Origin of the sequence: Streptomyces sp. NPDC004134 (assembly GCF_042874195.1) — a bacterium.
GTDB lineage: Bacteria > Actinomycetota > Actinomycetes > Streptomycetales > Streptomycetaceae > Streptomyces.
The window spans coordinates 231,462-256,086 of record NZ_JBIAMS010000002.1; the positions used below are offsets into that span (position 1 = coordinate 231,462).

A 24,625-nucleotide genomic window follows, 5' to 3' on the forward strand; every position below is an offset into this window, starting at 1 on the left:
CCTCGTGCACGCGACCCTCGCGGGGGCCGCACGCCCGACTCGGTCCCGGGTAGCGGAGGGAGCCGGCCGGGCCGTCGCGGGGCAGTCTCAACGGGGAACCGCCGCGGCGACCCGGCGGGTTCGACCGGGTTGCTTACGAATCAGTATGCCGCGCGCGGCCGGAGGTATTCCTCAGGGATGTCCCCGAGTGGACCCCGGCCGCGCGGGCTACCGCTGCTCGTCGTTGTCGTCGTCCTGCCTGACCGTGGCGGAGCCCACGAGGGCGTAGTGGTCCGAGATCTCGCTGTCGCGCGGCAGCGCGTCGCCCCTGACGTTCCCGAAGTGGTCCTCGTCCACGAAGACGTAGTCGAGCTTCGCCTCCTTCACCTCCGCCGACTGGCGGACGTGCGTGGGCTCTCCCGACCGGCACGCGCGGGGCCGCGGCGTGGCGGCCTTGCAGGTGGCGTCGAAGCGGGCCGCGTCGGTCTCGTCGACCTCCATGAGCCGGCCGGTGCCGCCCAGCGCGGGCCGGTAGAACGGGTCGAGGTCGGTGGACCGCGGGCTGGTGTTGCGGTCGGGGATCGTGTCCGTGCGGTGCAGCGGGTTGAAGTCGCCGCCCAGGACCACGGGGGTGCCGGCGTTCAGCCACGGGTCGGCGGCCAGGTTGGCGGCCTGCCGGGCGTTGATGTCCGGCGGCTTGCCGTCGTACTGCGGGTAGAGGTGGACCGAGCAGCCGCGGGTCTTCCGGCCCCGGATCTCCGCCTCGACGCACGCCGCGTGCCAGGCTTCCGGGCCGGAGTACTTCCGGGTGTAGTCGTCGTCGGGGTCGATCGTGACGGCCTCGCCGGGGGTGATCGGCCCCTTGGCGTAGACGGCGATGCCGTACACGCCCTTGGTGACCGTGCCGTCCAGCCCCTTCACGTCGCAGACGCCGGGCCGCTGGAAGGTCTCGACGAAGTGCCCGTCGTAGCCGTCCCCCTTCAGGGCCCGGCCTATCGTCTCGAACTGCTGCGAGCAGACCTCCTGGAGGAAGACGAAGTCGCTCTTCCCCGCGCGGGCGTGCGCGACGACCGCGTCGCGTCTCTTCTCCACCTCGCGCGTCGCGGAGCAGTCCTCGGTGCTGGGGCTGTTGCCGCAGATGTTGTACGTCAGGAATCCGACGGGTGCGCCGGAGGTGGTCGCCGAAGGGGTCTCCGCCGGTGCGGGACCGGCGGCGGCGGGCGCCGCGGCGGCCACGGTGAGCAGCAGTGCCGGCAAGACGGCGTAAGCCCTGCGTCGCAGCATGGGAGCGTCCTTCCTTCTCGGCCGCGAACAGCCTTGCGGCGCGCGGCAGATGGGAGAGATGTAGCGCAGGTGATCGCTGGGAATGGTGTCATCGGAAGTGGATCAGCACCAGACGACCTCCGTGCCGTGCCCCCGGGCGGGAACCGCGGTCAGCCGAGAAACGAGAGCCGTACGCTGCGGTGCGGGTTGTCGCGGTTGGTGTCGACCAGCACCACCGACTGCCAGGTGCCCAGCTCCAGCCGGCCGCCGATCACCGGCAGCGTGGCGTGCGGCGGCACCAGCGCGGGCAGCACGTGGTCGCGGCCGTGTCCCGGGCTGCCGTGCCGGTGGTTCCAGCGGTCGTCGGCGGGCAGCAGGTCGTGCAGCGCGGCGAGGAGGTCGTCGTCGCTGCCCGCGCCCGTCTCGATGATCGCGATGCCCGCGGTGGCGTGCGGGACGAACACGTTCAGCAGCCCGTCGCGGCCGTCGGCCGCCTCGCGCAGGAAGGCGTCGCACTCGGCGGTGAGGTCGTGCACGGACTCGCCGGACCCCGTGGTGATCCGGAGCGCGTGGGTCGTGAAGACGTCGGTCATGGGGCCAGCATCGCGCATGGGGAAGATCGGTGCCGCCACGGGCGTTGGCGCACACATGAGCGGCATCGTACGGACGCAGGTGGTGGTGATCGGCTCGGGCCAGGCCGGGCTGTCGGCGGCGTACTTCCTGCGCCGCGCGGGCCTGGACTCCGTGGTCCTGGACCACTCCCCCGGGCCGGGCGGCGCCTGGCAGTTCCGGTGGCCCACGCTGACGTACGGCAAGGCGCACCGCGTGCACGACCTGCCGGGCATGCCGCTGGCCGCCGCGGAGGCGGACGGGACCCGGCCGGCCGCGGAGGTCGTCGCGGAGTACTTCGGCGCGTACGAACGCGCTTTCGAGCTACCGGTGCGCCGGCCGGTGAACGTCGCCGAGGTGCGCGAGGGCGCCGGGGCGGAGGCCGGGCGGCTCCAGGTGGTCACGGACGCGGGCACGTGGTCGGCGCGCGCGCTGGTCAACGCCACGGGCACCTGGGACCGGCCGTTCTGGCCGCGCTACCCGGGCCAGGAGACGTTCCGCGGCCGGCAGCTCCACACGGCGCAGTACCGCGGCCCGCAGGACTTCGCCGGGCAGCGCGTCGTGGTCGTCGGCGGCGGCGCCTCCGGCACCCAGCACCTGCTGGAGCTGACGGGGACCGCTGCGGAGACCGCGTGGGTGACCCGCCGGCCACCGGTGTGGCGGGAGGGCCCGTTCACCGAGGACTGGGGCCGCGCGGTGGTCGCCAGGGTCGACGAGCGGGTACGGGCCGGGCTGCCGCCGAAGAGCGTGGTCGGCGAGACCGGTCTGGCGCTGACGGACGAGGTACGGGCCGCGCAGGCAGCGGGCGTGCTGGCGCGGCGGCCGATGTTCGAGCGCATCACGCCGGACGGCGTGGCCTGGGCGGACGGGACGGTCTTCCGCGCGGACGCGATCCTGTGGGCCACCGGCTTCCGCGCGGCCGTCGACCACCTGGCGCCGCTGCGGCTCCGCGAGCCGGGCGGCGGCATCCGCATGGAGGGCACCCGCGCGGCCCGGGACCCGCGGATCCACCTCGTGGGCTACGGCCCGTCGGCGAGCACCATCGGCGCCAACCGCGCCGGCCGCGCGGCGGTCCGCGAGCTGACCCGCCTCGTGGCCGACACGCCCGGCCCTGAGCCCCGTCCGGATTCCGGCCCGGACGCCGGCCCAGGGCCCGTACCCGCGGAGCCGGGCGCCGTCAGCGCTGCTGTCTGAGGCTGGAGCTGCGGACCACCAGCTCGGGCTGGAGCACGATCCGCTGGTGGTCGTGGTCCTCCACACCCCGTTCCGTCTCCTCGATCAGCAGTTCCGCGGCCTCCCGGCCCATCCGGTGCGCCGGCTGCCGCACCGAGGTCAGGGGCACCGCCGCCGCGGCGGCGAACTCGATGTCGTCGTAGCCGACGAGCGCGATGTCGCCGGGCACCGAGACGCCCGCCGCGAAGAGGGTCTGGAGCACGCCGAGGGCGAGGAGGTCGTTGGCGCAGAAGACCGCCGACGGACGCGGCGACATGCCCAGCAGCCGGGCCCCGGCGTCGCGGCCCGCGGCGACGTCCATCTGCTCGGTCTCGACGTGCAGCAGCGCCTCCGGCCCGAGCCCCTCCTCGGCGAGGGCGGCCAGGGCGCCGGTGTGGCGGTCCTGGCACTGCGGGAGCTGCATGGGGCCGCTGACGTAGACCAGGGAGCCGTGGCCTGCGCCGATCAGGTGACGGGCGGCGAGCACGCCGCCCTGGACGTCGTCCAGGGAGACCGAGCAGGCGTCGGCGCTGGCGACGGTGCGGTCCACGAAGACGTACGGGATGCCGTGCCGGCCGAAGGACTCCAGGGTCCGACCGCTGGTGTCGGCGGGCGTGACGAGCACGCCGCGCACCCGCTGCTCGGCGAAGAGGCCCAGGTACTCGGCCTCCTCGGCGGGGCTCTGCGCGCTGTTGCACAGCATCACGCCGAGTCCCGCCTCGCGCGCGGCGCGCTCGGCGCCGGTGGCGACGTCGACGAAGAACGGGTTGGTCATGTCGAGGACGAGCAGCGCGATGATGCGGCTGCGTCCGGCGCGCAGTTGCCGCGCGGACTCGCTGCGCACGTAGCCGAGCCGGTCGATGGCCGCCTGCACCCGCTCGCGGGTGGCCGCGGCCACGCTGTCGGGCCGGTTGATGACGTTCGACACGGTGCCGACGGAGACGCCCGCGTGCCGCGCGACGTCCTTGATGCCCACCATGCGCCCCACGCGCGTTCCCCTTCAGCCGTCCAGCCGGTCGTACGCGGCGCGCCCCGGCCGCGGCCCGTCGCTCATGCTACGCATCGCCTTCGCCACTCCCCGCAACCTCCACCAGGTCGAGCCCCGCGAGGTCCGCGAGCGCCCGCAGCTCCGGCAGCAGGTTGCCGGTGGCCAGCGCCCAGTGGTGGCCGACGCCGCTGGCGCTCCACTCGTCGCACCACTCGCCCGGATCCCGGCCGAAGTCGACACGGGAGGTGGTGTTGCCGATGGCCAGCAGCGGTCCCCCGGTGACGGTGCCGGTGGAGGCGATGAGCCGGTAGCGGCCGTCGCGGGTCTGGCCGAGGCCGACGGCGGTGACGGGACCGTGCCGTACGTCGAACTCCACGGACACCCCCCAGCCGCGCTTGCCGTGGTAGACGCCGAGGCCGCGCAGCAGCGGCCGGCCCTCGCTGATCGCCAGGTGCCCGGGACCGTCGTGGCCCATCTCCACCACGCCGTCGCGGAAGTTGAGCGCCTGCATCTCGGTGAAGGAGCCGCCGGCGCCGAAGCGGTCGGCGACGAGCATGGCGAGCGAGGTGCGCAGCTCGTACTCGCCCGCGGCGGGGATGCCGCGGGCGGTGAGCAGGGAGGCGCCGAGGATCATGCCGGCGCCCAGCCGCTCGTGCGTCTCGCCGTCGAGGCCGCGGTGGTAGTACGCGAGGGAGTCGAGGTCGAAGTCGGCGGCGAGCCGGTCGAGCCCGACCGACACCCGCGCCGCCCAGGCCAGGTCGTCGGGGTCGACGGTCGCGTCGAGGTCGAAGACCTCGCGGGTCTCGGCGAGCTTCGCCGTCACCTCGGCGTCGCCCGCCTTCTCGGCCCGTACCCGCAGGTCGTCGAACTCCAGCACCTCGACGTGGCCGCCGAGGTTCGCGGTGACCATGGTGAGGTCGGTGGAGACGTCGTACATGCCCGGGTAGAGGTGGCCCATCAGCCCGTGCCGGCCGCCGCGCAGCACGGCGCGCACCCCCGCCGCCCGGATCCAGCGGCCGATCCGGGCCCACGCCCGCTCGTCCTCCAGATGGCCGGAGACCGAGCGGAAGGGGACGCCGCAGCGCTCGAAGGCGTTGGCCATCTCGGGCAGCGGGCAGGCGCCGCAGTAGGCGAGCCACTGGCCGGTGTCGAAGCTCGCGTGGTCCATCGCCTCGGTGGGCTGCAGGTTGATCAGCAGCACGGGCGCGCCGCTGCGCTGGGCGACGGGGACGAGCATCGTCGCGGTCATGTACGTGGTGAGGAAGCCGACGATCAGGTCGCAGTCGGCGGCGCGCAGCTTCTCCGCGGCGGCGGCGCCCTCGGGGGCGTCGGAGATGAAGCCGACGTCGACGACCTCGGCGTCGAACCCCGCCATCCGCTCGGCCACCCGGGCGGCGGAGCGCTTGAGCTGCGGCAGCAGGTCGGGGAACTGCGGCCAGTACGCGCCGAGTCCGCCGGCGACCAGGCCGATGCGCGGGCGGCGGGCGGTGGCGGGGGTGCGTGCGGTCGTCATGGTGGCTCCTTGCGGTCGCGCCTAGCGGGGCAGGGCGAAGTCCACGGTGCGCAGCGCCGAGGGCGTGGTGCCGGTGGACTTCTGCTGGTACATGAAGGACAGGACGCCGTCCTGGGCGAGCCGGGTCTCGTCGAGGTTCACCTCGCCGAAGGCGTCGAGGTCCGCGCCGTCGAAGAGGACCTTCCAGTCGGTCCAGCCGGAGGCGGCGGAGGCGGCGGCGATCCGGCCGTAGGGCAGCACGGCGTAGGCGTTGTCGTAGCGGTCGAAGGCGAGCTTGGAGCGCTGGGTGGACGCCAGGGGCACGGGGAGCTCGGTCTTGTGCCAGCGGCCGGCGTCGTCGCGGTGGACGTGGAAGGTACGGGCGTTGGCCTTGCGGTCGGCGACGTAGTTCGTCGAGCACTGGCCGAAGCGGCCGGGGACGTAGCTGATGAGGGCGTGCGGGCGGCCGGCGGAGTCGGTGGCCTGGTGCTCCTGGTTCATCAGCGCGTGGTCGGCGTTCAGCGGGTCGGCGACGGTGCCGGGGTCGTCGAAGGCGACGAGGTCGGGGCCGCCGGTGGTGCCGACGACCCGGCCCGCGGCGTTGGTCCAGGTGCGGCCGTCGTCGGTGGAGCGGACGTAGCCGGTGTCGTGGTTGCTGAGGCCGCCGGGGGCGCACATGACGGCGGTGTTCTGCTCGCGCCAGGTGTAGAAGGCGTGCAGGGTGCCGTCGGGCCCGTAGTCGATGCCGTGCAGGTACATGTTGCGGGCGGAGCTGCTGCCGTGTTCCGTGGTGTACGTGCCGGTGGAGCCCGACCACTGGCCGAGCGCCCGCCACCGCTTCCCGTCGTACGCGGCCAGCGCGTTGCGGCCGTTGCCGGAGACGCCGTCGCGGTAGCTGAGCAGCAGCCCGCCGGCGGGGGTGGCGACGAACTGGGGGTAGGTGAAGCGGTCGGTGAGCGGGAGTCCGTCGAGCGAGGTCTGCACGGGCCCGAAGGCGGCCGCCGTCCAGTCGTGCGCCTCCGGCCGGTTCATCAGCCCGGGCGCGGACTTGAGGTAGAAGAACCCGTCGGCGTGCGAGTCCATGTTGACGTGCAGCCGGCCGTCGGCTGCGGAGACGCCGAGGGAGATCACGTTGTGGGAGTCGTCGTACTTCAGCCGGTGGTCCAGCGTGACGGTCTCCCACTGCCGTTCGCCGAGCGCGCGGCGGGCGACGACGGCGCTGCGGTCGGCGGTGTACCAGGCCGCGTACTGGTGCCGCTTGTGGGTGAGGATGCCGTTCTTCGTGAAGGAGCTGTTGTTGACCAGGCCGTCGAAGGAGACGAAGTAGACCGCCTCCGGGTCGAGTTCGGTGTCGGCGACCCGGGTCAGCGACGGCGCGGGCGCCGGCGGCGGACCCGCCGCCGCGGCGGGGGCGGGGTCCGCCGCGGCGGCCGGGAGGGCGGTCGCCGTCAGCAGCAGGGCGGCGGCGAGCAGCGCGGGCTTCACGAACGTGCGGGAGGGCAGTCTCATGTGGGGGTGTCCTCAGTCGAGGTGGAAGACCTCTGTCAGGGGGCGCACGGCCTCGTCCGGCGCGGCGCCGTCGAGCGCCTCGAAGAACGGGGCCATCTCGGCCTGCCAGCGCGCGTTGACGTCGCTCGCGGCCATCGCGGCCTGCGCGGCGGCGAAGTCCGGGGTCTCCAGATAGCCGACGAGGAGCCCGTCGTCGCGCAGGAAGAGCGAGTAGTTGCGCCAGCCGGCGGCGGAGAGCGCGGCGAGCATGTCCGGCCAGACGGCCGCGTGCCGCTCGCGGTACTCCGCCAGCCGGTCGGCGCGCACCTTCAGCAGGAAGCAGACGCGCCGCGGTTCGGCGCCGGCCATCAGAAGTCGTACTCGTCGATGTTCTTCTCGTCGAACACGGTCGGCGGGCCGAGGATGACCTCGCCGTCCTTGCCGACGGTGTACTCGCCGAGCCGGCCGGCCTCGAACGTCTCGCCCTCCTTGCCGGTGATCTGTCCCGAGGCCAGCGCGGCGGCGGCGTAGGCGCCGAGGTAGCCGAGGTCCTTGGGGTCCCAGAGGGAGAACTCCTCGACGGTGCCGTCCTTGATGAACTTGCGCATCTGGTTCGGCGTGCCGAGGCCGTTGAGCACGACGTCGCCCTTGTAGTCGGAGGTGCTGATGTAGCGGGCGGCGGCGGCGATGCCGACGGTGGTGGGCGAGATGATGCCCTTCAGGTCCGGGTACGCCTTGAGCAGGCCCTGGGTCTCCTGGAAGGACTTCTGGTCGTCGTCGTCCCCGTAGGCGACCTTGACCAGCTTCATGTCCTTGTACTCGGGCTTCTTCAGCTCGTCCTTCATGAAGTCGATCCAGGTGTTCTGGTTCGTGGCGTTCTGTGTCGCCGACAGGATGGCGATCTCGCCCTTGTAGTCGAGCTGTTCCGCGATGCGCTGCACCTGGCTGCGGCCGATCTCCTCGGAGCTGGCCTGGTTGATGAAGAGCTGGCGGCAGTCCTTGGCGGTGTCCGAGTCGTAGGCGACGACCTTGATGTCCTGCTGCATGGCCGTCTTCAGCGGGCCGCAGACCGCGTTGGGGTCGTTGGCGGCGATGAGGATGGCGTCCTGGCGCTGCTGGACGAGGGTGTTGATGTACGAGACCTGCGAGGACGCCTTGGCGTCCGAGGGCCCGACCTCCTTGGCCTCGGCGTCGAACTCGGCGCTCGCCTCGATGCCCGCCTCGTCGACGATCTGCTCGTACGGGTTGTTGATCTGCTTGGGCAGGAACGCGATCTTCAGCCCCTTCTTCAGGGGCGCGTCCGGGTTCGCGGTGGCGTCGGACGCCTGCTCCTTGGCGTCGTTCTCCGCGTCGTCCTTCGTGGTGCCCGAGCAGGCGCCAACCGCCAGGGTGAGGGCGCACAGCGCGGCTGTCGCGGCGAGGGTGCGGCTCTTGTTACGCATGCGGGTGAACCTTTCGCGTTCGGTTCCGCGGATCCGCGGAGCAGAGGCAGATCGGGGGACGAGGGTCGGGGGGCCGAGGGTCGGGGGTCGGGGGACGAGGTCAGGGGGCCGCCGCGAGGCGGCGGCCGCGGCGCTCCGCGAGCGCGGAGATGGCGCGCGGGGCGAGCACGGAGGCGATGAGCAGCAGCCCGGTGACGATCACGCGGATCTCGTTCGCGACGTCGTTGAGCGTGAGCAGGTTGTTGAGCAGGCCGATGAGGAGCACGCCGGCCACGGCGCCGCCGAGGGTGCCCTTGCCGCCGTTGAAGTCGACGCCGCCGAGGAGCACGGAGGCGATGACGACGAGTTCGAGGCCGAGGCCGTTGTCGGCGCGGGCGCTGCCGTAGCGCAGGGTGTAGACGATGCCGGCGAAGGACGCCATCAGGCCGGAGACGACGAACAGCGCGAGCTTGATGCGCTTGACCCGGATGCCGGCGAACCAGGCGGCGTCCTCCTGGGCGCCGATGGCGTACAGCGAGCGGCCGAAGCCGGTCATGTGCAGCAGCACCGCGGCGAGCACGGCGAGCACCGCGAAGAGCGCGATGGGGTACGGCACGAAGGTGCCCGGCACGGTCTCGGTGGAGGAGGCCCACTGGGAGTAGGTGTCGGGGAAGCCCGCGACGGCCTTGTCGCCGAGGACCACCGAGGCCAGGCCCCGGTAGAGCGTGAGCGTGCCGATGGTGACGGCCAGCGGCGGCAGCCCGACGCGGGTGACGAGCCAGCCGTTGAGCAGCCCGCCGGCCGCGCCGGCGAGCAGGCAGACGGGCACGATCAGCTCGAAGGCGTACCCCGCGTCCCACAGGGAGCCCGCGAGCGCGCTGGACAGCCCGAGCATGGAGGCGACCGACAGGTCGACCTGGCCGGCGACGACGAGCAGCGTCATCGGCAGCGCGATGAGGGCGATCTCGGCGGTGTCGTTCAGCGCGGCGGACATGTTGCCGGTGGAGGCGAAGCCGTCGGTGGACGAGGTGCCGGCCAGGAACACCGCGATCAGCAGGATGCCGACGGCGGTGTCCCACCGCAGGTAGGTGCCGAGCGACTTCACTGCCGCCTCCTCTTCCGCAGCGCGCTGGTGGTGCGCCGCTGCACGATGCGGTCGGTGGTGATGGCGGCGAGCAGCAGCACGCCGGTGATGGCCTGCTGCCAGAAGGAGCTGACCTTGAGCACGACCAGCGCGCTGCCGATGGTGGTGAGCAGCGCGGCGCCGAGCGCGGCGCCCCACACGGAGCCGACGCCGCCGGTGATGGCGACGCCGCCGACGACGACGGCGCTGACGACGGTCAGCTCCCAGCCGTTGGCGGCGTCGGCGACGACGGTGCCGAAGCGGGCCAGCCAGAGCGCGCCGGCGAAGCCGGCGATGGCACCCGAGAAGGCGTACGCGCCGAGCACCCGGCGGCGGATGGGGATGCCGGCGAGGCGGGCGGCCTCGGGGTTGGAGCCGATGGCGTACAGCTCCCGGCCGCCGGTGTAGGCGCGCAGGTAGTACGCGGTGCCGGCCAGCACGGCGGCGGTGATCAGCGGCAGGTACGGGATGCCGAGGACGCTGCCGGTGCCGAGGGAGAGGACGTCGTCGGGGAGGTTGGCGGCGTTGATCTGCTCGCCGCCCGCCCACCAGTAGTCCAGGCCCTGGATGACGTAGAGCATGCCGAGGGTCACGACCAGCGCGGGCACCTTGCCGAAGCTCACCAGCAGCCCGCTGACCAGTCCGCACGCGGTGCCCAGCGCGATGCCGAGGAGGACGACGACGAACGCGCTGTGGTCGGTGCCGGAGACGAAGTCGCCGCAGGCGAAGGCGGTCAGGCCGACGACGGAGCCGACCGAGAGGTCGATGTTGCGGGTGATGACGACGACGGACTGGCCGACGGCGAGCAGCACCAGGATGGAGGAGTTGAGCAGCAGGTCCTTGACGCCCTGGTCGTCCAGGAAGCTGGGGTTGGCGATCCAGGTGCAGAGGATCAGCAGGACGAGGGCGCCGCCGATGGAGAGTTCGCGGGCGCGGAAGAGGGTGTCGGTCAGCGAGCGCGCGGACCGCTCGTCGCCGCCCGCGGGGGCGGGTTCCGTCTTCTGTACGGTCGCGCTCATGCCGCCGCCTCCCTGGCGCCGCGGCCGGTCGCGGCGGTCATCACCGACTCCTCGGTGGCCTCGGCCCGCGGGATCTCGGCGACGAGGCGGCCCTCGTGCATGACGAGCACGCGGTCGGCCATGCCGAGGACCTCCGGCAGGTCGGAGGAGACCATGAGGACGGCCAGGCCGCCGGCGGCCAGTTCGGAGAGCAGCCGGTGCACCTCGGCCTTGGTGCCGACGTCGATGCCGCGGGTCGGCTCGTCGACGATGAGCACCGAGGGCTCGGTGGCGAGCCACTTGGCGAGGACGACCTTCTGCTGGTTGCCGCCGGAGAGCACGCCGACGTCGTCGGAGAGGCGGCCGTACTTCAGCCGCAGCTTCGCCGCCCAGTCGGCGGCCCGGCCGCGCTCGAGCGACCGCTTGACGAGCCCGGCGGAGCCGAGGCGGCCGAGTCCGGTGAGGCCGATGTTGCGCTCGATGGACATCTCCATGACCAGGCCGCGCTGCCGCCGGTCCTCGGGGACGAGGGCGACGCCCGCGTCCATCGCGGCGGTCGGCGATCCGCGGCGCAGCGGGCGGCCTGCCACGTGCACCTCGCCGGCGTCGGGGGTGTCGACGCCGAACACGGCCTGGACGACCTCGCTGCGGCCGGCGCCGACGAGTCCGGCGAGCGCGACGATCTCGCCGCGGCGGACGTCGAAGGAGACGTCGTGGAACACGCCTTCGCGGGTGAGGCGCCGTACGGACAGCGCGGTCTCGCCCAGTTCCGCGTCCTGCTTGGGGTACAGCTCGTCCAGGTCGCGGCCGACCATGCGGCGTACCAGGTCGTCCTCGGTGAGCCCGGCGACCTCGTCGGTGGCGATCCAGCGGCCGTCGCGCAGCGTCGTGACGCGGCGGCAGAGCCGGAAGATCTCCTCCAGCCGGTGGGAGATGAACAGCACCGCGGCGCCCTCGGCGCGCAGCGCCTCGACGACGGCGAAGAGGCGGGCGGTCTCGCTGCCGGTGAGGGCGGCGGTGGGCTCGTCCATGATCAGGACGCGGGCGTCGAACGACAGCGCCTTGGCGATCTCCACGATCTGCTGGTCGGCGATGGACAGGCCGCGCGCCGGGCGGTCGGGGTCGAGGTCGACGCCGAGGCGGCGCATCAGCGCGGCGGTGGCGTCGTCGACCGAGGCGCGGTCGATGCGGCGCAGGGTGCGGCGGGGCTGGCGGCCCATGAAGATGTTCTCGGCGATGGACAGGTCGGGGAAGAGCGTGGGTTCCTGGTAGATCACGGCGATGCCCGCGTCGCGGGCGTCGGCCGGGCCGTGGAAGGCCACCGGGGCGTCATCGAGGAGCAGTCGGCCGGCGTCGGGGCGGTACACCCCGGCGAGGGTCTTGATGAGGGTGGACTTCCCCGCGCCGTTCTCGCCGGCGAGGGCGTGCGCCTCACCGGCGTGCAGCGTGAGGGAGACGTCCTGCAAGGCGCGTACGGCCCCGAAGGACTTGCTCAGGCCGCGCGCGGCCAGGACGGGCACTTCTGTCATGGTCAGCACCGTTGCGGTCGGCAGTTCATGAAAGGTTTCAATGAGTTTTCACGGAAGCTAGACCTCCCCCAACAGGCACGTCAATGGGTCGGACATGGAAACTTTCCGGGCAACGTCAAGTTCACCGCGGCCCCTTGACACCCCCTCAGCACCTACCTAACTTCGTGATCTGAAACGATTCATGCTCGCGCCGTCCCCCGGAGGACCCCGTGATCAGCAGACGTCGACTCCTCGGCACCGCCACCGCCCTGGGCACCGCCGCCGCCACCGGCGCCGCCCCCGCCGCCCGCGCTGCCACGGCTGCCGGGAGTGATGCGGTCCGGGCGGCGGAGGTGACCCGGCCGACCGTCGAGTACGCCGGCCGGCCCCTCGGTCTCGACGTCGACCGCCCGCGGCTGAGCTGGCCCGTGGAGTCCGGCCCGGCGGGCGGGGCGCAGAGCGCGTACCAGATCAGGGTGGCCACCGCGCAGAACAAGCTGAGCGACCCCGACGTGTGGGACAGCGGCAAGGTCGCCTCCGGCGACTCCGTCCTCGTGCCGTACGGCGGTCCCGAGTTGCGGCCCCGTACCCGCTACCACTGGACGGTCCGCGTCTGGGACCAGGACGGCACCGCCTCCGACTGGAGCGAGCCCACCTGGTGGGAGACCGGGCTGCGCGGCGAGGAGTGGGACGCGAGCTGGATCTCCGCGCCCGACCTGCCGACCGACGCGCCCGACATCACCGGCTCCTCGTGGATCTGGTTCCCCGAGGGCGACCCGGCGAGCAGCGCCCCCGCCGAGACCCGCTGGTTCCGCGCCCGGCTCGCCATCCCTGAAGGCGTCACCCGGGCCCGGCTCGCCGTGGCCGCGGACGACCGCCACACCACCTACGTCGACGGCACCGAGGTCTCCTCCGGCACCGCCTGGAACCGCCCCGACGTCGTGGACGTGACCGGGCTGCTCACCGCCGGCACCGCCGTGATCGCGGTCTCCGCCACCAACGGCGCCGTCGGCCCCGCCGGGCTGCTCGGCGCCCTCGAACTCACCACCGCCGACGGCGTGACCACCCTGGTCACCGACGGCGCCTGGAAGTCCGCGGACGCCGAGCCGGCCGCCGGCTGGACCGCGCCGGACTTCGACGACTCCGGCTGGGCGGCCGCCAAGGTCCTCGCCCCGTGGGGCGCGGGCCCGTGGGGCAAGGTCACCGTCCCCGTCTCGCTGCCCGCCGCCCAACTCCGGCACGAGTTCCGGCTGCCCGCGCGGCGCATCGTCCGCGCGCGGCTGTACGCCACGGCCCTCGGGCTGTACGAGGCGCACCTCAACGGCCGCCGGGTCGGCGAGGACGTGCTCGCGCCCGGCTGGACCGACTACCACAAGCGGGTGCAGTACCAGACGTACGACGTCACGAGCCTGCTGCGGCCCGGCGCCAACGCCATCGGCGTCGACCTGGCCGCCGGCTGGTACGCGGGCAACCTCGGCTGGTTCGGCCCGCACCACTACGGCGAGCGCCCCGCGCTGCTGGCGCAGTTGGAGGTCGCGTACGCCGACGGCAGCGTCGAGCGGATCCTGTCGGACACCGGCTGGCGCGGCACCGGCGGCCCCGTCACCGCCGCGGACCTGATGGCGGGCGAGGACCACGACGCCCGGCTGGAGACCCGCGGCTGGACCTCGCCCGGCTTCGACGACTCCGGCTGGCGGCCCGCCGAGGCCGCGGACTCCGGCGGCACGGCGATCGTCGCGCAGGTCGACGCGCCGACCCGGGTGGAGAGCGAGCTGCCCGCGCGGACGGTCACCGAGCCCGCGCCCGGGGTGTTCGTCTTCGACCTCGGCCAGAACATGGTCGGCGCCGTCCGGCTGCGCGTGCAGGGCAAGGCCGGCACGGTCGTCACGCTGCGCCACGCCGAGGTCCTCAACCCCGACGGCACCCTGTACACCGCCAACCTGCGCACCGCCCGCGCCACCGACACCTACACCCTGCGCGGCACGGACGGCGGCGAGGTCTACGAGCCGAAGTTCACCTTCCACGGCTTCCGCTACGTCGAGGTCACCGGCTACCCGGGCCGGCCGCCGAAGACCGCGGTCACCGGCCGGGTCATGCACACCGCCGCACCGTTCACGATGGACTTCGAGACCAACGTGCCGACGCTGAACCAACTGCACTCCAACATCACCTGGGGCCAGCGCGGCAACTTCCTGTCCGTGCCCACCGACACCCCCGCACGCGACGAACGCCTCGGCTGGACCGGCGACATCAACGTCTTCGCCCCCACCGCGGCGTACACGATGGAGTCCGCCCGCTTCCTCACCAAGTGGCTGTACGACCTGCGCGACGACCAGGCGGACGACGGCGCGTACCCCGACGTCGCCCCGTGGATCGGGCCCGTCGGCAAGGGCGTCGCCGGCTGGGGGGACGCCGGTACCACGGTGCCGTGGGCGCTGTACCAGGCGTACGGCGACACCCGGGTGCTGGAGCAGTCGTGGGACTCGATGCTGGAGTGGCTGGAGTACCTGAAGCGCAACAGCAACGGCTACCTGCGCCCCGCCGCGGGCTACGGCGACTGGCTCAACACGCAGGACGAGACCCCCAAGGACGTCATCGGCACCGCGTACTTCGCGCACAGCGCCGACCTCGTCGCCCGGATCGCCCGCGTCCTCGGCCGCGACCCGGCCCCGTACGACACGCTCTTCCGCGCCGTGCGCGAGGCGTTCACCGCCGCGTACGTCTCCCAGGGCGGCGCCCGGATCAAGGGCGACACGCAGACCGCCTACGTGCTGGCGCTGTCGATGGACCTGCTGCCCGAGGACGCCCGCAAGCCCGCCGCCGACCGCCTCGTCGCGCTCGTCGACGCCCGCGACTGGCACCTGTCCACCGGCTTCCTCGGCACCCCCCGGCTGCTGCCCGTGCTGACGGCCACCGGCCACACCGACGTCGCGTACCGGCTGCTGCACCAGGACACGTTCCCCGGCTGGGGTTACCAGATCGCCAACGGCGCGACCACGATGTGGGAGCGCTGGGACTCCATCAAGCCCGACGGCTCGTTCCAGGACGCGGGCATGAACTCCTTCAACCACTACGCCTACGGCTGCGTCGGCGAGTGGATGTACCGCCACATCACCGGGATCGCCCCGGCAGAGCCGGGCTTCGGCAAGCTGCTGATCCGGCCCCGCCCCGGCGGCAAGGTCGACCGGGCGCGCGGCCGGCTCAGCACGCTCTACGGCCCCGTCACCACCGACTGGCGGGTGACCGACGGCCGGCTGCGGCTGGACGTGACGCTCCCCTTCAACACCTCCGCCGAGGTCTGGGTCCCGGCCCGGGCCGAGGCGGAGGTCTCCCACGGCCGGGCCCGCTTCCTGCGGATGGAGGACGGCTGCGCCGTCTTCGCCGCGGACGCGGGCACGCACCGCTTCGCCAACTGACCACACCCCACACGACAGCGACACCCCGCGCGGAAAGGCTTCGCGATGACCGTGAAAGCGGCACTCAAGTCCCAGGCAATCGAGACACCCTCCTGGGCGTACGGCAATTCAGGCACACGCTTCAAGGTCTTCGCGCAGCCGGGGGTGCCGCGCACGCCCCAGGAGAAGCTGGACGACGCCGCCCGGGTGCACGAGCACACCGGGGTGGCGCCGACCGTGGCGCTGCACATCCCGTGGGACCGGGTGGAGGGCGCAGAAGGCTACGCGGCGCTCGCGGCGTACGCCAAGGAGCGCGGGCTCAGGCTCGGCGCCATCAACGCGAACGTCTTCCAGGACGACGACTACAAGCTGGGCTCGGTCACCCACCCGGACCCCGCGGTGCGGCGCAAGGCGCTGGCGCACCTGATGGAGTGCGTCGACATCATGGACGCCACCGGCTCGCGGGACCTGAAGCTGTGGTTCTCCGACGGCACCAACTACCCCGGCCAGGACGACGTGCGCGAGCGCCAGGACCGGCTCGCCGAGGCGCTGGCCGCGGTCTACGAGCGACTGGGCGAGGGGCAGCGGATGCTGCTGGAGTACAAGCTCTTCGAGCCGGCGTTCTACCACATGGACGTGCCGGACTGGGGCACGGCGTACGCGCACTGCCTGCGCCTGGGCGACCGGGCGCAGGTGGTCGTGGACACCGGGCACCACGCCCCGGGCACCAACATCGAGTTCATCGTCGCGGTGCTGCTGCGGGAGGGGAAGCTCGGCGGCTTCGACTTCAACTCCCGCTTCTACGCCGACGACGACCTGATGGTCGGCGCGGCCGACCCGTTCCAGTTGTTCCGCCTCATGTACGAGGTGGTACGCGGCGGCGGGCTCGGCCCCGGCGTGGCCTTCATGCTCGACCAGTGCCACAACATCGAGCCGAAGATCCCGGCGATCATCCGCTCGGTGATGAACGTCCAGGAGGCCACCGCCAAGGCGCTGCTCGTCGACCGCGAGGCGCTCACCGCCGCGCAGCGCGAGGGCGACGTGCTGGCGGCCAACGCCGTGCTGATGGACGCCTACAACACCGACGTGCGGCCGCTGCTGGCCGAGGTGCGCGAGGAGATGGGGCTCGACCGGGACCCGATGGCCGCGTACCGGCGCTCGGGGTGGGCCGAGCGGATCGTCGCGGAGCGGGTCGGCGGCACGCAGGCCGGGTGGGGCGCGTGAGCGGGGGGCCCGGCGCGTACGACCCGGTGGCCGGCCTGCTGGCGCGGGCGCACAAGCTGGGGGCGGACCCGCGCAACACCAACTACGCGGGCGGCAACGCCTCCGCGAAGGGCACCGCGAAGGACCCGGTGACCGGGGGCGACGTGGAGCTGATGTGGGTCAAGGGCTCCGGCGGCGACCTCGGCACGCTGACCGCCGCGGGCCTGGCGGTGCTGCGTCTCGACCGGCTGCGGGCGCTGACCGGCACGTACCCGGGGGTGGACCGCGAGGACGAGATGGTGGGCGCGTTCGACTACTGCCTGCACGGGCGCGGATGGCTCCCGGGGGGAGAAGGCACCTCACCCTCGATCGACACCGCCATGCACGCCCTGGTCGGCGCCCCGCACGTCGACCACCTCCACCCCGACTCGGGCATCGCCCTGGCCTGCGCCGCCGACGGCGAGGAGCTGACCCGGCGGTGCTTCGGCGAGCGGGTGGTGTGGGTGCCGTGGCGGCGGCCGGGCTTCCAACTGGGCCTGGACATCGCCGCGGTGCACGAGGCGCACCCCGAGGCGATCGGCGTGGTCCTCGGCGGCCACGGCATCACGGCGTGGGGCGCGGACTCCGCCGAGTGCGAGCGCAACTCGCTGGAGATCATCCGCACCGCCGAGCGGTTCCTCGCCGAGCAGGGGCGGCCCGAGCCCTTCGGTCCGCTGATCGAGGGCTACGGGCCGCTGCCGGACGCCGAACGCCGGGCGCGGGCCGCCGCGCTGGCGCCGGCCGTCCGCGGGCTGGCCGCCGCCGACCGGCCGCAGGTCGGGCACTTCACCGACAGCGACGCGGTGCTGGACTTCCTGGCGCGCGAGGCCCACCCGCGGCTGGCCGCCCTGGGCACCTCCTGCCCCGACCACTTCCTGCGCACCAAGGTCCGCCCGCTGGTCCTCGACCTGCCGCCGGACGCGCCGCTGGAGGAGACGGTCGCCCGGCTGAAGGAGCTGCACGCGGCGTACCGCGAGGACTACCGCGCCTACTACGAGCGCCACGCCGTCCCCGACTCGCCGGCCATGCGCGGCGCCGACCCGGCGATCGTCCTGGTGCCAGGTGTGGGGATGTTCAGCTTCGGCAAGGACAAGCAGACCGCCCGGGTGGCGGGCGAGTTCTACGTCAACGCGATCAACGTGATGCGCGGCGCCGAGGCCGTCTCGTCGTACGCCCCCATCGCCGAGACGGAGAAGTTCCGTATCGAGTACTGGGAGCTGGAGGAGGCCAAGCTGCGCCGCATGCCGCCGCCGAAGCCGCTGGCGACCCGGGTGGCGCTGGTCACGGGCGGGGGCTCGGGCATCGGGCGGGCCATCGCCCGGCGGCTGGCGGCGGAGGGCGCGTGCGTCGTCGTCGCCGACCGGGACGCGGCGGGCGCGGAGGCGGTCGCCGCCGAACTGGGCGGCCCCGACAAGGCGGTCGCGGTGCCGGTGGACGTCACGGACGAGGAGCAGATCGCGGCGGCGTTCCGGGCCGCGGTGCTCGCGTTCGGCGGCGTGGACCTCGTCGTCAACAACGCCGGCATCTCGGTCTCCAAGCCGCTGGCGGAGACGACCGCGGCGGACTGGGACACCCAGCACGCCATCATGGCGCGCGGCTCGTTCCTCGTCTCCCGCGAGGCGGCGCGGGTGCTCGCCGCGCAGGGCATGGGCGGCGACATCGTCTACATCGCGTCCAAGAACGGAGTCTTCGCCGGGCCGAACAACATCGCGTACGGGGCCGCCAAGGCCGACCAGGCGCACCAGGTGCGGCTGCTGGCCGCGGAGCTGGGCGAGCTGGGCGTACGCGTCAACGGCATCAACCCCGACGGCGTCGTGCGCGGCTCCGGCATCTTCGCCGGCGGCTGGGGCGCCAAGCGGGCGGCGGTGTACGGGGTGCCGGAGGAGAAGCTCGGCGAGTTCTACGCGCAGCGGACGCTGCTGAAGCGCGAGGTGCTGCCGGAGCACGTGGCGAACGCGGTGTTCGCGCTGACCGCGGGCGAGCTGAGCCACACGACCGGGCTGCACATCCCGGTGGACGCGGGCGTCGCCGCCGCGTTCCTGCGGTGAGCGGGGCGTACGGGCCGAGCGCGGGCGGCGGCGGGGCCGACGGGACCTCGCTGCCGTTCGCGGCCGTCGACCTCGGCGCCGCCAGCGGGCGCGTGATGCTCGGCCGGGCCGGCGGCGGCGAGCTGCACATCGAGGAGGTGCACCGGTTCCCCAACCGCCCGGTCCGGCTGGCCGGCACGCTCCACTGGGACGTCCTGGCGCTCTACGCGGGCGTGCTGGACGGCCTGCGCGCGGCGGGCCGGCGTTCCGGCGGCCGGCTGGCCGGCGTGGGCGTCGACTCCTGGGCCGTCGACTACGGCCTGCTCGACGCCTCCGGCGCGCTGATCGGCAACCCGGTGCACTACCGCGACGCCCGCACCGAGGGCATGGCGGCGAAGCTGGCCGCGGTGCTGCCCGCGGCGGAGCTGTACCGGGCGACGGGCCTGCAGCACCTGCCCTTCAACACCGTCTACCAGCTCCTCGCCGCCCGCGGCACGCCCGCGCTGGCCGCGGCCAGCCAACTGCTGCTCGTCCCCGACCTCGTCGCGTACTGGCTGACCGGCGAGGCCGGCACCGAGCTGACCAACGCCTCCACCACGGCGCTGGTCGACCCGCGCACCGGCGCGTTCTCCCGCCGCGTCGCCGAGGCCGCGGGCGTCGACCTCGGGCTCTTCCCGCCGCTGCGCCGCCCCGGCGACCCGGCGGGCGAACTGCTGCCCGCGGTGCTGGAGGAGACGGGCCTGACCGGTCCGGTGCCGGTGACCGCGGTCGGCTCGCACGACACCGCCTCGGCGGTCGTCGGCGTGCCGGCGCGGGACGAGGACTTCGCGTACATCGCCACCGGCACCTGGTCGCTGGCGGGCGTCGAACTGGCCGCGCCCGTGCTCACCGAGGAGAGCCGCGCCGCCAACTTCACCAACGAGCTGGGCGTGGACGGCACGGTCCGCTACCTGCGCAACATCATGGGCCTGTGGCTGCTCCAGGAGTGCCTGCGCGCCTGGGACGCCGAGGGGCACACCTACGAGCTGGACGCCCTGCTCGCCGGCGCCGCCGCGGCGCCCCCGCTGCGCTCGTACGTGGACGCCGGCGACCCGGCGTTCCTCGCCCCCGGCCGGATGCCGGAGCGGATCGCGGCCGCGTGCCGGCGGGCGGGGCTGCCGGAGCCGCGCTCCGCGGCGGAGACCGTGCGCTGCGTGCTGGACTCCCTCGCCCTGGCGCACCGCCGCGCGGTGGCCGACGCGCAGCGGCTCTCGGGGCGTACGGTACGGGTGGTGCACGTCGTCGGCGGCGGCGCGCGCAACGGGCTGCTGTGCCGGCTGACGGCGGACGCCTGCGGGCTGCCGGTGGTCGCGGGGCCGGTGGAGGCGGCGGCCCTCGGCAACGTCCTCGTCCAGGCGCGGGCGGCCGGCGTGATCGACGGCACCCTGTCAGACCTCCGATCTCTGCTTCACAGAACGCAGCCGCTGCGGGAGTATGAACCCGGCGGCGGCGGATCGGCCTGGGAGGAAGCGGAATGCGCGTTGCGCTCTTCGTGACATGCGTCAACGACACGCTCTACCCGCGCACCGGGCGCGCGGTCGTGACCCTGCTGGAGCGGCTGGGGGTGACGGTCGACTTCCCGCTCGCGCAGTCCTGCTGCGGGCAGGCCCAGTTCAACACCGGTTACCTGCGCGAGACGCGGCCGCTCGCCCGCCGCTACGCGGACGTGTTCGCGGACTACGAGTACGTCGTCTCGCCGTCCGGCTCGTGCGCCGCGATGGTCCGCGACAACTACCCGCGGATCGGCGATCCCGCCGCGGCGGCCGTCGCCCCGCGCACGTACGAGCTGACCGAGTTCCTCACCGATGTCCTCGAAGTGACCGATGTCGGGGCGTACTACCCGCACACGGTCACCTATCATCCGACCTGTCACGGGCTGCGCGTGCTTCGCCTCGGCGACCGGCCGCGGCACCTGCTGGAGCAGGTGAAGGGGCTGACACTGCACGAACTGGAGGGCGCGGACGAGTGCTGCGGGTTCGGCGGTACGTTCGCGCTGAAGAACCCGGCGGTCTCGGCGGCGATGGGCGCCGACAAGGCGCGGCACGTGGAGGAGTCGGGCGCGCAGACGGTGTGCGCGGCGGACAATTCCTGTCTGATGCACATCGGCGGCACGCTGGCGCGCCGCGGGTCGCCGGTACGGCCGGTGCACCTCGCGGAGATCCTGGCGAGCACGGAAGGGGACGTCTGGTGAGCGAGACCCGAGCGGCCCGTACGTTCCTGGGCATGCCCCGTACCCGCCCGGCGGCCTTCCCGCAGTCCGCCGCCGCGGCCACCGCCGACGCCACCCTGCGCGCCAACCTCACCCACGCGACGCGCACCATCCGCGGCAAGCGCGCGGCGGCCGTCGCCGAACTCGCCGACTGGGACCGGCTGCGCGCCGCGGGCGCCGCCATCAAGGACGACACGCTGCGCCACCTGGACCGCTATCTGGAGCAGTTGGAGGCGGCGGTGACCGCCGCGGGCGGGCACGTGCACTGGGCCGTGGACGCCGCGGAGGCCAACGCGATCGTCACCCGGCTGGTCCGGGAGACCGGCGCCGACGAGGTCGTCAAGGTCAAGTCGATGGCCACGCAGGAGATCGGGCTGACCGAGGCGCTGGCGGCGGCCGGCATCCGCGCGTACGAGACGGACCTCGCCGAGCTGATCGTGCAGCTCGGCGAGGACCTGCCGTCGCACATCCTGGTCCCCGCCATCCACAAGAACCGCGGCGAGATCCGCGACATCTTCCGCGACCGCATGGCCGACTGGGGCCGTCCCGCGCCGGACGGGCTCGGCGACCGGCCAGCGGAGCTGGCCGAGGCGGCGCGGCTGCACCTGCGGGAGAAGTTCCTCGACGCCAGGGTCGCCGTCTCCGGTGCGAACTTCATGGTCGCCGAGACCGGCACGATGGTGGTGCTGGAGTCCGAGGGCAACGGCAGGATGTGCCTGACGCTGCCGGAGACGCTGATCTCCGTCGTCGGCATCGAGAAGATCGTGCCGAACTGGCGGGACCTGGAGGTCTTCCTCCAACTGCTGCCCCGCTCCTCGACGGCCGAGCGGATGAACCCGTACACGAGCACCTGGACCGGCCCGGCGGAGGGCGACGGACCGCGCGAGTTCCATCTCGTGCTGCTGGACAACGGACGCACCGACACGCTGTCCGACCAGGTGGGACGCCAGGCGCTGCGGTGCATCAGGTGCTCGGCGTGTCTCAACGTCTGCCCGGTCTACGAGCGCGCCGGCGGGCACGCCTACGGTTCCGCCTACCCGGGCCCGATCGGGGCGATCCTCACCCCCCAACTCCGCGGCACCGCAAGCGCGCTGGACGCCTCGCTGCCGTACGCCTCGACGCTGTGCGGCGCGTGCTACGAGGTGTGCCCGGTCGCCATCGACATCCCCGAGGTGCTCGTGCACCTGCGCACGCGGGTCGCCGAGGGCGGCGCGTACACGGTGCGCGGGACGAAGGCCGTGATCAAGCCGGCGAAGGGACACGCCGCGGAGCGGGCGGCGATGCGCGCGGCGCGCTGGACGCTGGACCACCCGCGCGTCTACGGCGCCGCGCTGCGCGCCACGACCGGCACCCGGCGGCTGCACCCGCGCCGGCTGCCGGGTCCCGGGAAGGCGTGGTCGGCGACCCGGGACCTGCCGCCGGTGCCGAAGGAGTCGTTCCGCGCCTGGTGGCAGCGCACCCGCGGAGCGGGATCGTGACGGGCCGTGCCGTACGGGCGGGCCGTGGGACGCAGAGCGTGAGGGGTACGCGGTGAGCAGCAGCAGGGAGACGATCCTCGCGCGGGTACGGGCCGCCACCCGCGACACCGCGGGCACGCCGGAGCCCGAGGTGCCGCGCGACTACCTGCGCGTCCACGGCGACCGCTCCCCCGCCGAGTCCGCGGACCTGCTCGCGGAGAACCTCGCCGACTACCGTGCGCTCGTGCACCGTTCGGACGCCGACGGGCTGCCGGCGCTGCTGGCGCGGCTGTTCGCCGAGCGCGGCACCCGCACGCTGCTCGTACCGGACGGGCTGCCGCCCGCCTGGACCGCGGCGGTCGACGCCGCCCGCGTCCCCGACGTGGCCGCGAGCACCGCCCGGGACCTGGACGCGGTCGACAGCGTGCTGACGGGCTGCGCGCTGGCCGTCGCGGAGACCGGCACGATCGTGCTGGACGCCGGTGCCGGGCAGGGCCGGCGGCGCATCACGCTGATCCCTGACCACCACGTGTGCGTGGTGCGGGTCCCGGAGCAGGTGGTGGACTCGCTGCCGCAGGCCATGGAGCGGCTGGACCCGGCCCGGCCGCAGACCTGGATCTCGGGTCCCTCGGCGACCAGCGACATCGAGCTGGACCGGGTGGAGGGCGTGCACGGGCCGCGGACGCTCGAGGTCGTGCTCGTCACGGGCTGACGCCCCCACCGTCGCCTCCCGCCACCAGAGTTGTACACCACTGGCAACCGGCCGGGCCCCTGTTCCCCTCCCCCGCGGTCGGTTAGCTTCTGCGCCATGCCGAGACCTTCCGCACCGTCCCGCCGTACGCTCCTGACGGGCACCGCCGCCGGCGCGGCCGTCCCCCTGCTCGCCGGTGCCGCACCGGCCACCGCGCGCGCCCGCGCGGGCGGTGGCCCCGCCGCGCCGCAGACCGGCGCCGACGCCGCCGCCGCACAGGACTGGTCCGTGCTGCGCGGCCGCCGGCTGGGCATCGTCAGCAACCCGACCGGCATCCTGCGCGACACCCGCCACGTCGTCGACTCCATGCACGCCTCCGGCACCCTCGACATCGCCGGCGTCTTCGGCCCGGAACACGGCTTCCGCGGCAGCGCGCAGGCCGGTGAGGCAGAGCCGGAGACCATCGACCCGCGCACCGGGCTGACGGTCTACGACGCGTACGGCGCGAACGCCGCGAAGATGGCCGAGCTGTTCGCCAAGGCGGGCGCGGACACCGTCGTCTTCGACATCCAGGACGTCGGCGCGCGCTTCTACACCTACATCTGGACGATGTACAACGCGATGGTCGCCGCCCGCGACACCGGCGCCGCCTTCGTCGTACTCGACCGCCCCAACCCGATCGGCCGTCGCGCCGACGGCGCGATGATGACCCCGGGCTTCACCTCGGGCGTGGGCCTCAAGCCGATCGTCCAGCAGCACGGCATGACCGTGGGCGAGCTGGCCCGCTACTTCAACGGCGAACTGCTGCCCGACGAGGGCGCGGGCGGCCCGGTGGAACTGGAGGTCGTACGGGTACGGGGCTGGGACCCCGAGTCGTACGCCCAGGACGGCGACCTGCCCTGGGTGCCGCCCTCCCCGAACATGCCGACCGCCGACACGGCGCTGGCGTACGCCGGCACCTGCTTCTTCGAGGGCACCAACCTCTCCGAGGGCCGCGGCACCACGCGCCCGTTCGAGTGGATCGGCGCGCCCTACCTGGACTACCACTACAGCGACCGGCTCAACGCCCGCGGGCTGCCGGGGGTGGAGTTCCGCGAGGCGTACTTCGTGCCGACGTTCGGCAAGCACGTGGGCGCGACCTGCGCGGGCGTGCAGGTGCACGTCGCCGACCGGCGCCGCTACGAGCCGGTGACGGCCGCGGTGGCGATGCTCGTCGAGGCCGCGCGCTACCCGGAGTTCGCCTGGCGGCAGGACAGTTGGGACCCGCAGCGGCCCTTCTGGATCGACAAGCTGTCCGGCTCGCCGCGGATGCGCACGATGATCGACGAGGGCCGGGACGTGGCCGAGGTCGTCGCCGCCTGGAAGGACGAACTCGCCGACTTCACCCGCCGCCGCCGGCGCTACCTGCTCTACCGCTGACGTGCGCGCCTGCTCCCGGGTCCCGCGCCGCGGCGGGCCCGGGCGGCCCGCCGGGCGCGGGTTAG

Annotated in this window: 19 protein-coding genes; 9 read left to right on the forward strand and 10 right to left on the reverse strand. The window is 73.6% G+C overall.

All coding sequences use genetic code 11. The features are described from left to right. Nucleotides 1-207: 207 nt before the first annotated feature. Both ACFYVJ_RS04285 and ACFYVJ_RS04290 read right to left on the reverse strand, forming a co-directional pair. Complete coding sequence (locus tag ACFYVJ_RS04285; protein ID WP_388886479.1) at nucleotides 208-1,263, reverse strand: endonuclease/exonuclease/phosphatase family protein; 1,056 nt, start codon at nucleotides 1,261-1,263, stop codon at nucleotides 208-210. 149 nt (nucleotides 1,264-1,412) lie between these two features. Beyond that, the gene (locus ACFYVJ_RS04290) at nucleotides 1,413-1,835 is read right to left on the reverse strand and encodes a secondary thiamine-phosphate synthase enzyme YjbQ (protein WP_388886481.1); all 423 of its coding nucleotides are present in this window, start codon (nucleotides 1,833-1,835) and stop codon (nucleotides 1,413-1,415) included. Between the two features lie 55 nt (nucleotides 1,836-1,890). Between ACFYVJ_RS04290 and ACFYVJ_RS04295 the strand changes: the two genes are divergently transcribed. Beyond that, nucleotides 1,891-3,045, forward strand: coding sequence for an NAD(P)-binding domain-containing protein (locus ACFYVJ_RS04295; RefSeq protein WP_388886482.1), 1,155 nt, complete (start codon nucleotides 1,891-1,893; stop codon nucleotides 3,043-3,045). Here the strand turns inward: ACFYVJ_RS04295 and ACFYVJ_RS04300 are convergent. The 8 genes from ACFYVJ_RS04300 to ACFYVJ_RS04335 form a co-directional block, all read right to left on the reverse strand. Beyond that, on the reverse strand, nucleotides 3,029-4,042 hold the full coding sequence (locus ACFYVJ_RS04300) for a LacI family DNA-binding transcriptional regulator (protein ID WP_388886805.1): 1,014 nt from the start codon (nucleotides 4,040-4,042) through the stop codon (nucleotides 3,029-3,031). The genes ACFYVJ_RS04295 and ACFYVJ_RS04300 overlap by 17 nt on opposite strands. Nucleotides 4,043-4,118: 76 nt before the next feature. After that, nucleotides 4,119-5,564 (reverse strand): arabinose isomerase, encoded by a 1,446-nt coding sequence (locus tag ACFYVJ_RS04305; protein ID WP_388886484.1) that lies wholly within the window; start codon nucleotides 5,562-5,564, stop codon nucleotides 4,119-4,121. A gap of 21 nt (nucleotides 5,565-5,585) precedes the next feature. After that, entirely contained in the window at nucleotides 5,586-7,052 is a 1,467-nt protein-coding gene (locus ACFYVJ_RS04310; RefSeq protein WP_388886486.1) for a BNR repeat-containing protein, read from the reverse strand. A gap of 12 nt (nucleotides 7,053-7,064) precedes the next feature. Next, nucleotides 7,065-7,400 carry an L-rhamnose mutarotase gene (locus tag ACFYVJ_RS04315; protein ID WP_388886488.1) on the reverse strand — a complete coding sequence of 112 codons (336 nt, stop codon included), beginning with the start codon at nucleotides 7,398-7,400 and terminating at the stop codon, nucleotides 7,065-7,067. Further along, nucleotides 7,400-8,473 carry a rhamnose ABC transporter substrate-binding protein gene (gene rhaS, locus ACFYVJ_RS04320; RefSeq protein WP_388886489.1) on the reverse strand — a complete coding sequence of 358 codons (1,074 nt, stop codon included), beginning with the start codon at nucleotides 8,471-8,473 and terminating at the stop codon, nucleotides 7,400-7,402. Before rhaS ends, ACFYVJ_RS04315 begins: the two co-directional genes overlap by 1 nt. Before the next feature lie 100 nt (nucleotides 8,474-8,573). Then, nucleotides 8,574-9,557: an ABC transporter permease gene (locus ACFYVJ_RS04325; RefSeq protein ID WP_388886491.1), complete on the reverse strand. Its 984-nt coding sequence runs from the start codon at nucleotides 9,555-9,557 to the stop codon at nucleotides 8,574-8,576. Continuing rightward, a complete protein-coding gene (locus ACFYVJ_RS04330; protein WP_388886493.1) occupies nucleotides 9,554-10,594 on the reverse strand; it encodes an ABC transporter permease in 1,041 nt (346 codons plus the stop codon). Before ACFYVJ_RS04330 ends, ACFYVJ_RS04325 begins: the two co-directional genes overlap by 4 nt. Continuing rightward, on the reverse strand, nucleotides 10,591-12,102 hold the full coding sequence (locus tag ACFYVJ_RS04335) for a sugar ABC transporter ATP-binding protein (RefSeq protein ID WP_388886495.1): 1,512 nt from the start codon (nucleotides 12,100-12,102) through the stop codon (nucleotides 10,591-10,593). The genes ACFYVJ_RS04330 and ACFYVJ_RS04335 overlap by 4 nt, the downstream gene beginning before the upstream one ends. Before the next feature lie 209 nt (nucleotides 12,103-12,311). On the opposite strand from ACFYVJ_RS04335, the gene ACFYVJ_RS04340 reads away from it, so the two are divergent. From ACFYVJ_RS04340 to ACFYVJ_RS04375, 8 genes are all read left to right on the forward strand, one after another. Beyond that, on the forward strand, nucleotides 12,312-15,497 hold the full coding sequence (locus tag ACFYVJ_RS04340) for an alpha-L-rhamnosidase (protein WP_388886496.1): 3,186 nt from the start codon (nucleotides 12,312-12,314) through the stop codon (nucleotides 15,495-15,497). Nucleotides 15,498-15,542: 45 nt separating this feature from the next. Continuing rightward, entirely contained in the window at nucleotides 15,543-16,700 is a 1,158-nt protein-coding gene (gene rhaI, locus ACFYVJ_RS04345) for an L-rhamnose isomerase (protein ID WP_388886498.1), read from the forward strand. Next, entirely contained in the window at nucleotides 16,688-18,766 is a 2,079-nt protein-coding gene (locus tag ACFYVJ_RS04350; RefSeq protein WP_388886499.1) for a bifunctional aldolase/short-chain dehydrogenase, read from the forward strand. The genes rhaI and ACFYVJ_RS04350 overlap by 13 nt, the downstream gene beginning before the upstream one ends. Next, the gene (locus ACFYVJ_RS04355) at nucleotides 18,763-20,280 is read left to right on the forward strand and encodes a rhamnulokinase family protein (RefSeq protein ID WP_388886501.1); all 1,518 of its coding nucleotides are present in this window, start codon (nucleotides 18,763-18,765) and stop codon (nucleotides 20,278-20,280) included. The genes ACFYVJ_RS04350 and ACFYVJ_RS04355 overlap by 4 nt, the downstream gene beginning before the upstream one ends. Further along, nucleotides 20,259-20,975: a (Fe-S)-binding protein gene (locus tag ACFYVJ_RS04360; RefSeq protein WP_388886502.1), complete on the forward strand. Its 717-nt coding sequence runs from the start codon at nucleotides 20,259-20,261 to the stop codon at nucleotides 20,973-20,975. The genes ACFYVJ_RS04355 and ACFYVJ_RS04360 overlap by 22 nt, the downstream gene beginning before the upstream one ends. A gap of 32 nt (nucleotides 20,976-21,007) precedes the next feature. Continuing rightward, nucleotides 21,008-22,471 carry a lactate utilization protein B gene (locus tag ACFYVJ_RS04365; RefSeq protein ID WP_388886806.1) on the forward strand — a complete coding sequence of 488 codons (1,464 nt, stop codon included), beginning with the start codon at nucleotides 21,008-21,010 and terminating at the stop codon, nucleotides 22,469-22,471. 52 nt (nucleotides 22,472-22,523) lie between these two features. After that, nucleotides 22,524-23,162: a lactate utilization protein C gene (locus tag ACFYVJ_RS04370; protein WP_388886504.1), complete on the forward strand. Its 639-nt coding sequence runs from the start codon at nucleotides 22,524-22,526 to the stop codon at nucleotides 23,160-23,162. A 96-nt stretch (nucleotides 23,163-23,258) separates the two neighbouring features. Next, a complete protein-coding gene (locus ACFYVJ_RS04375) occupies nucleotides 23,259-24,560 on the forward strand; it encodes an exo-beta-N-acetylmuramidase NamZ domain-containing protein (RefSeq protein WP_388886506.1) in 1,302 nt (433 codons plus the stop codon). Nucleotides 24,561-24,625 lie beyond the last annotated feature (65 nt).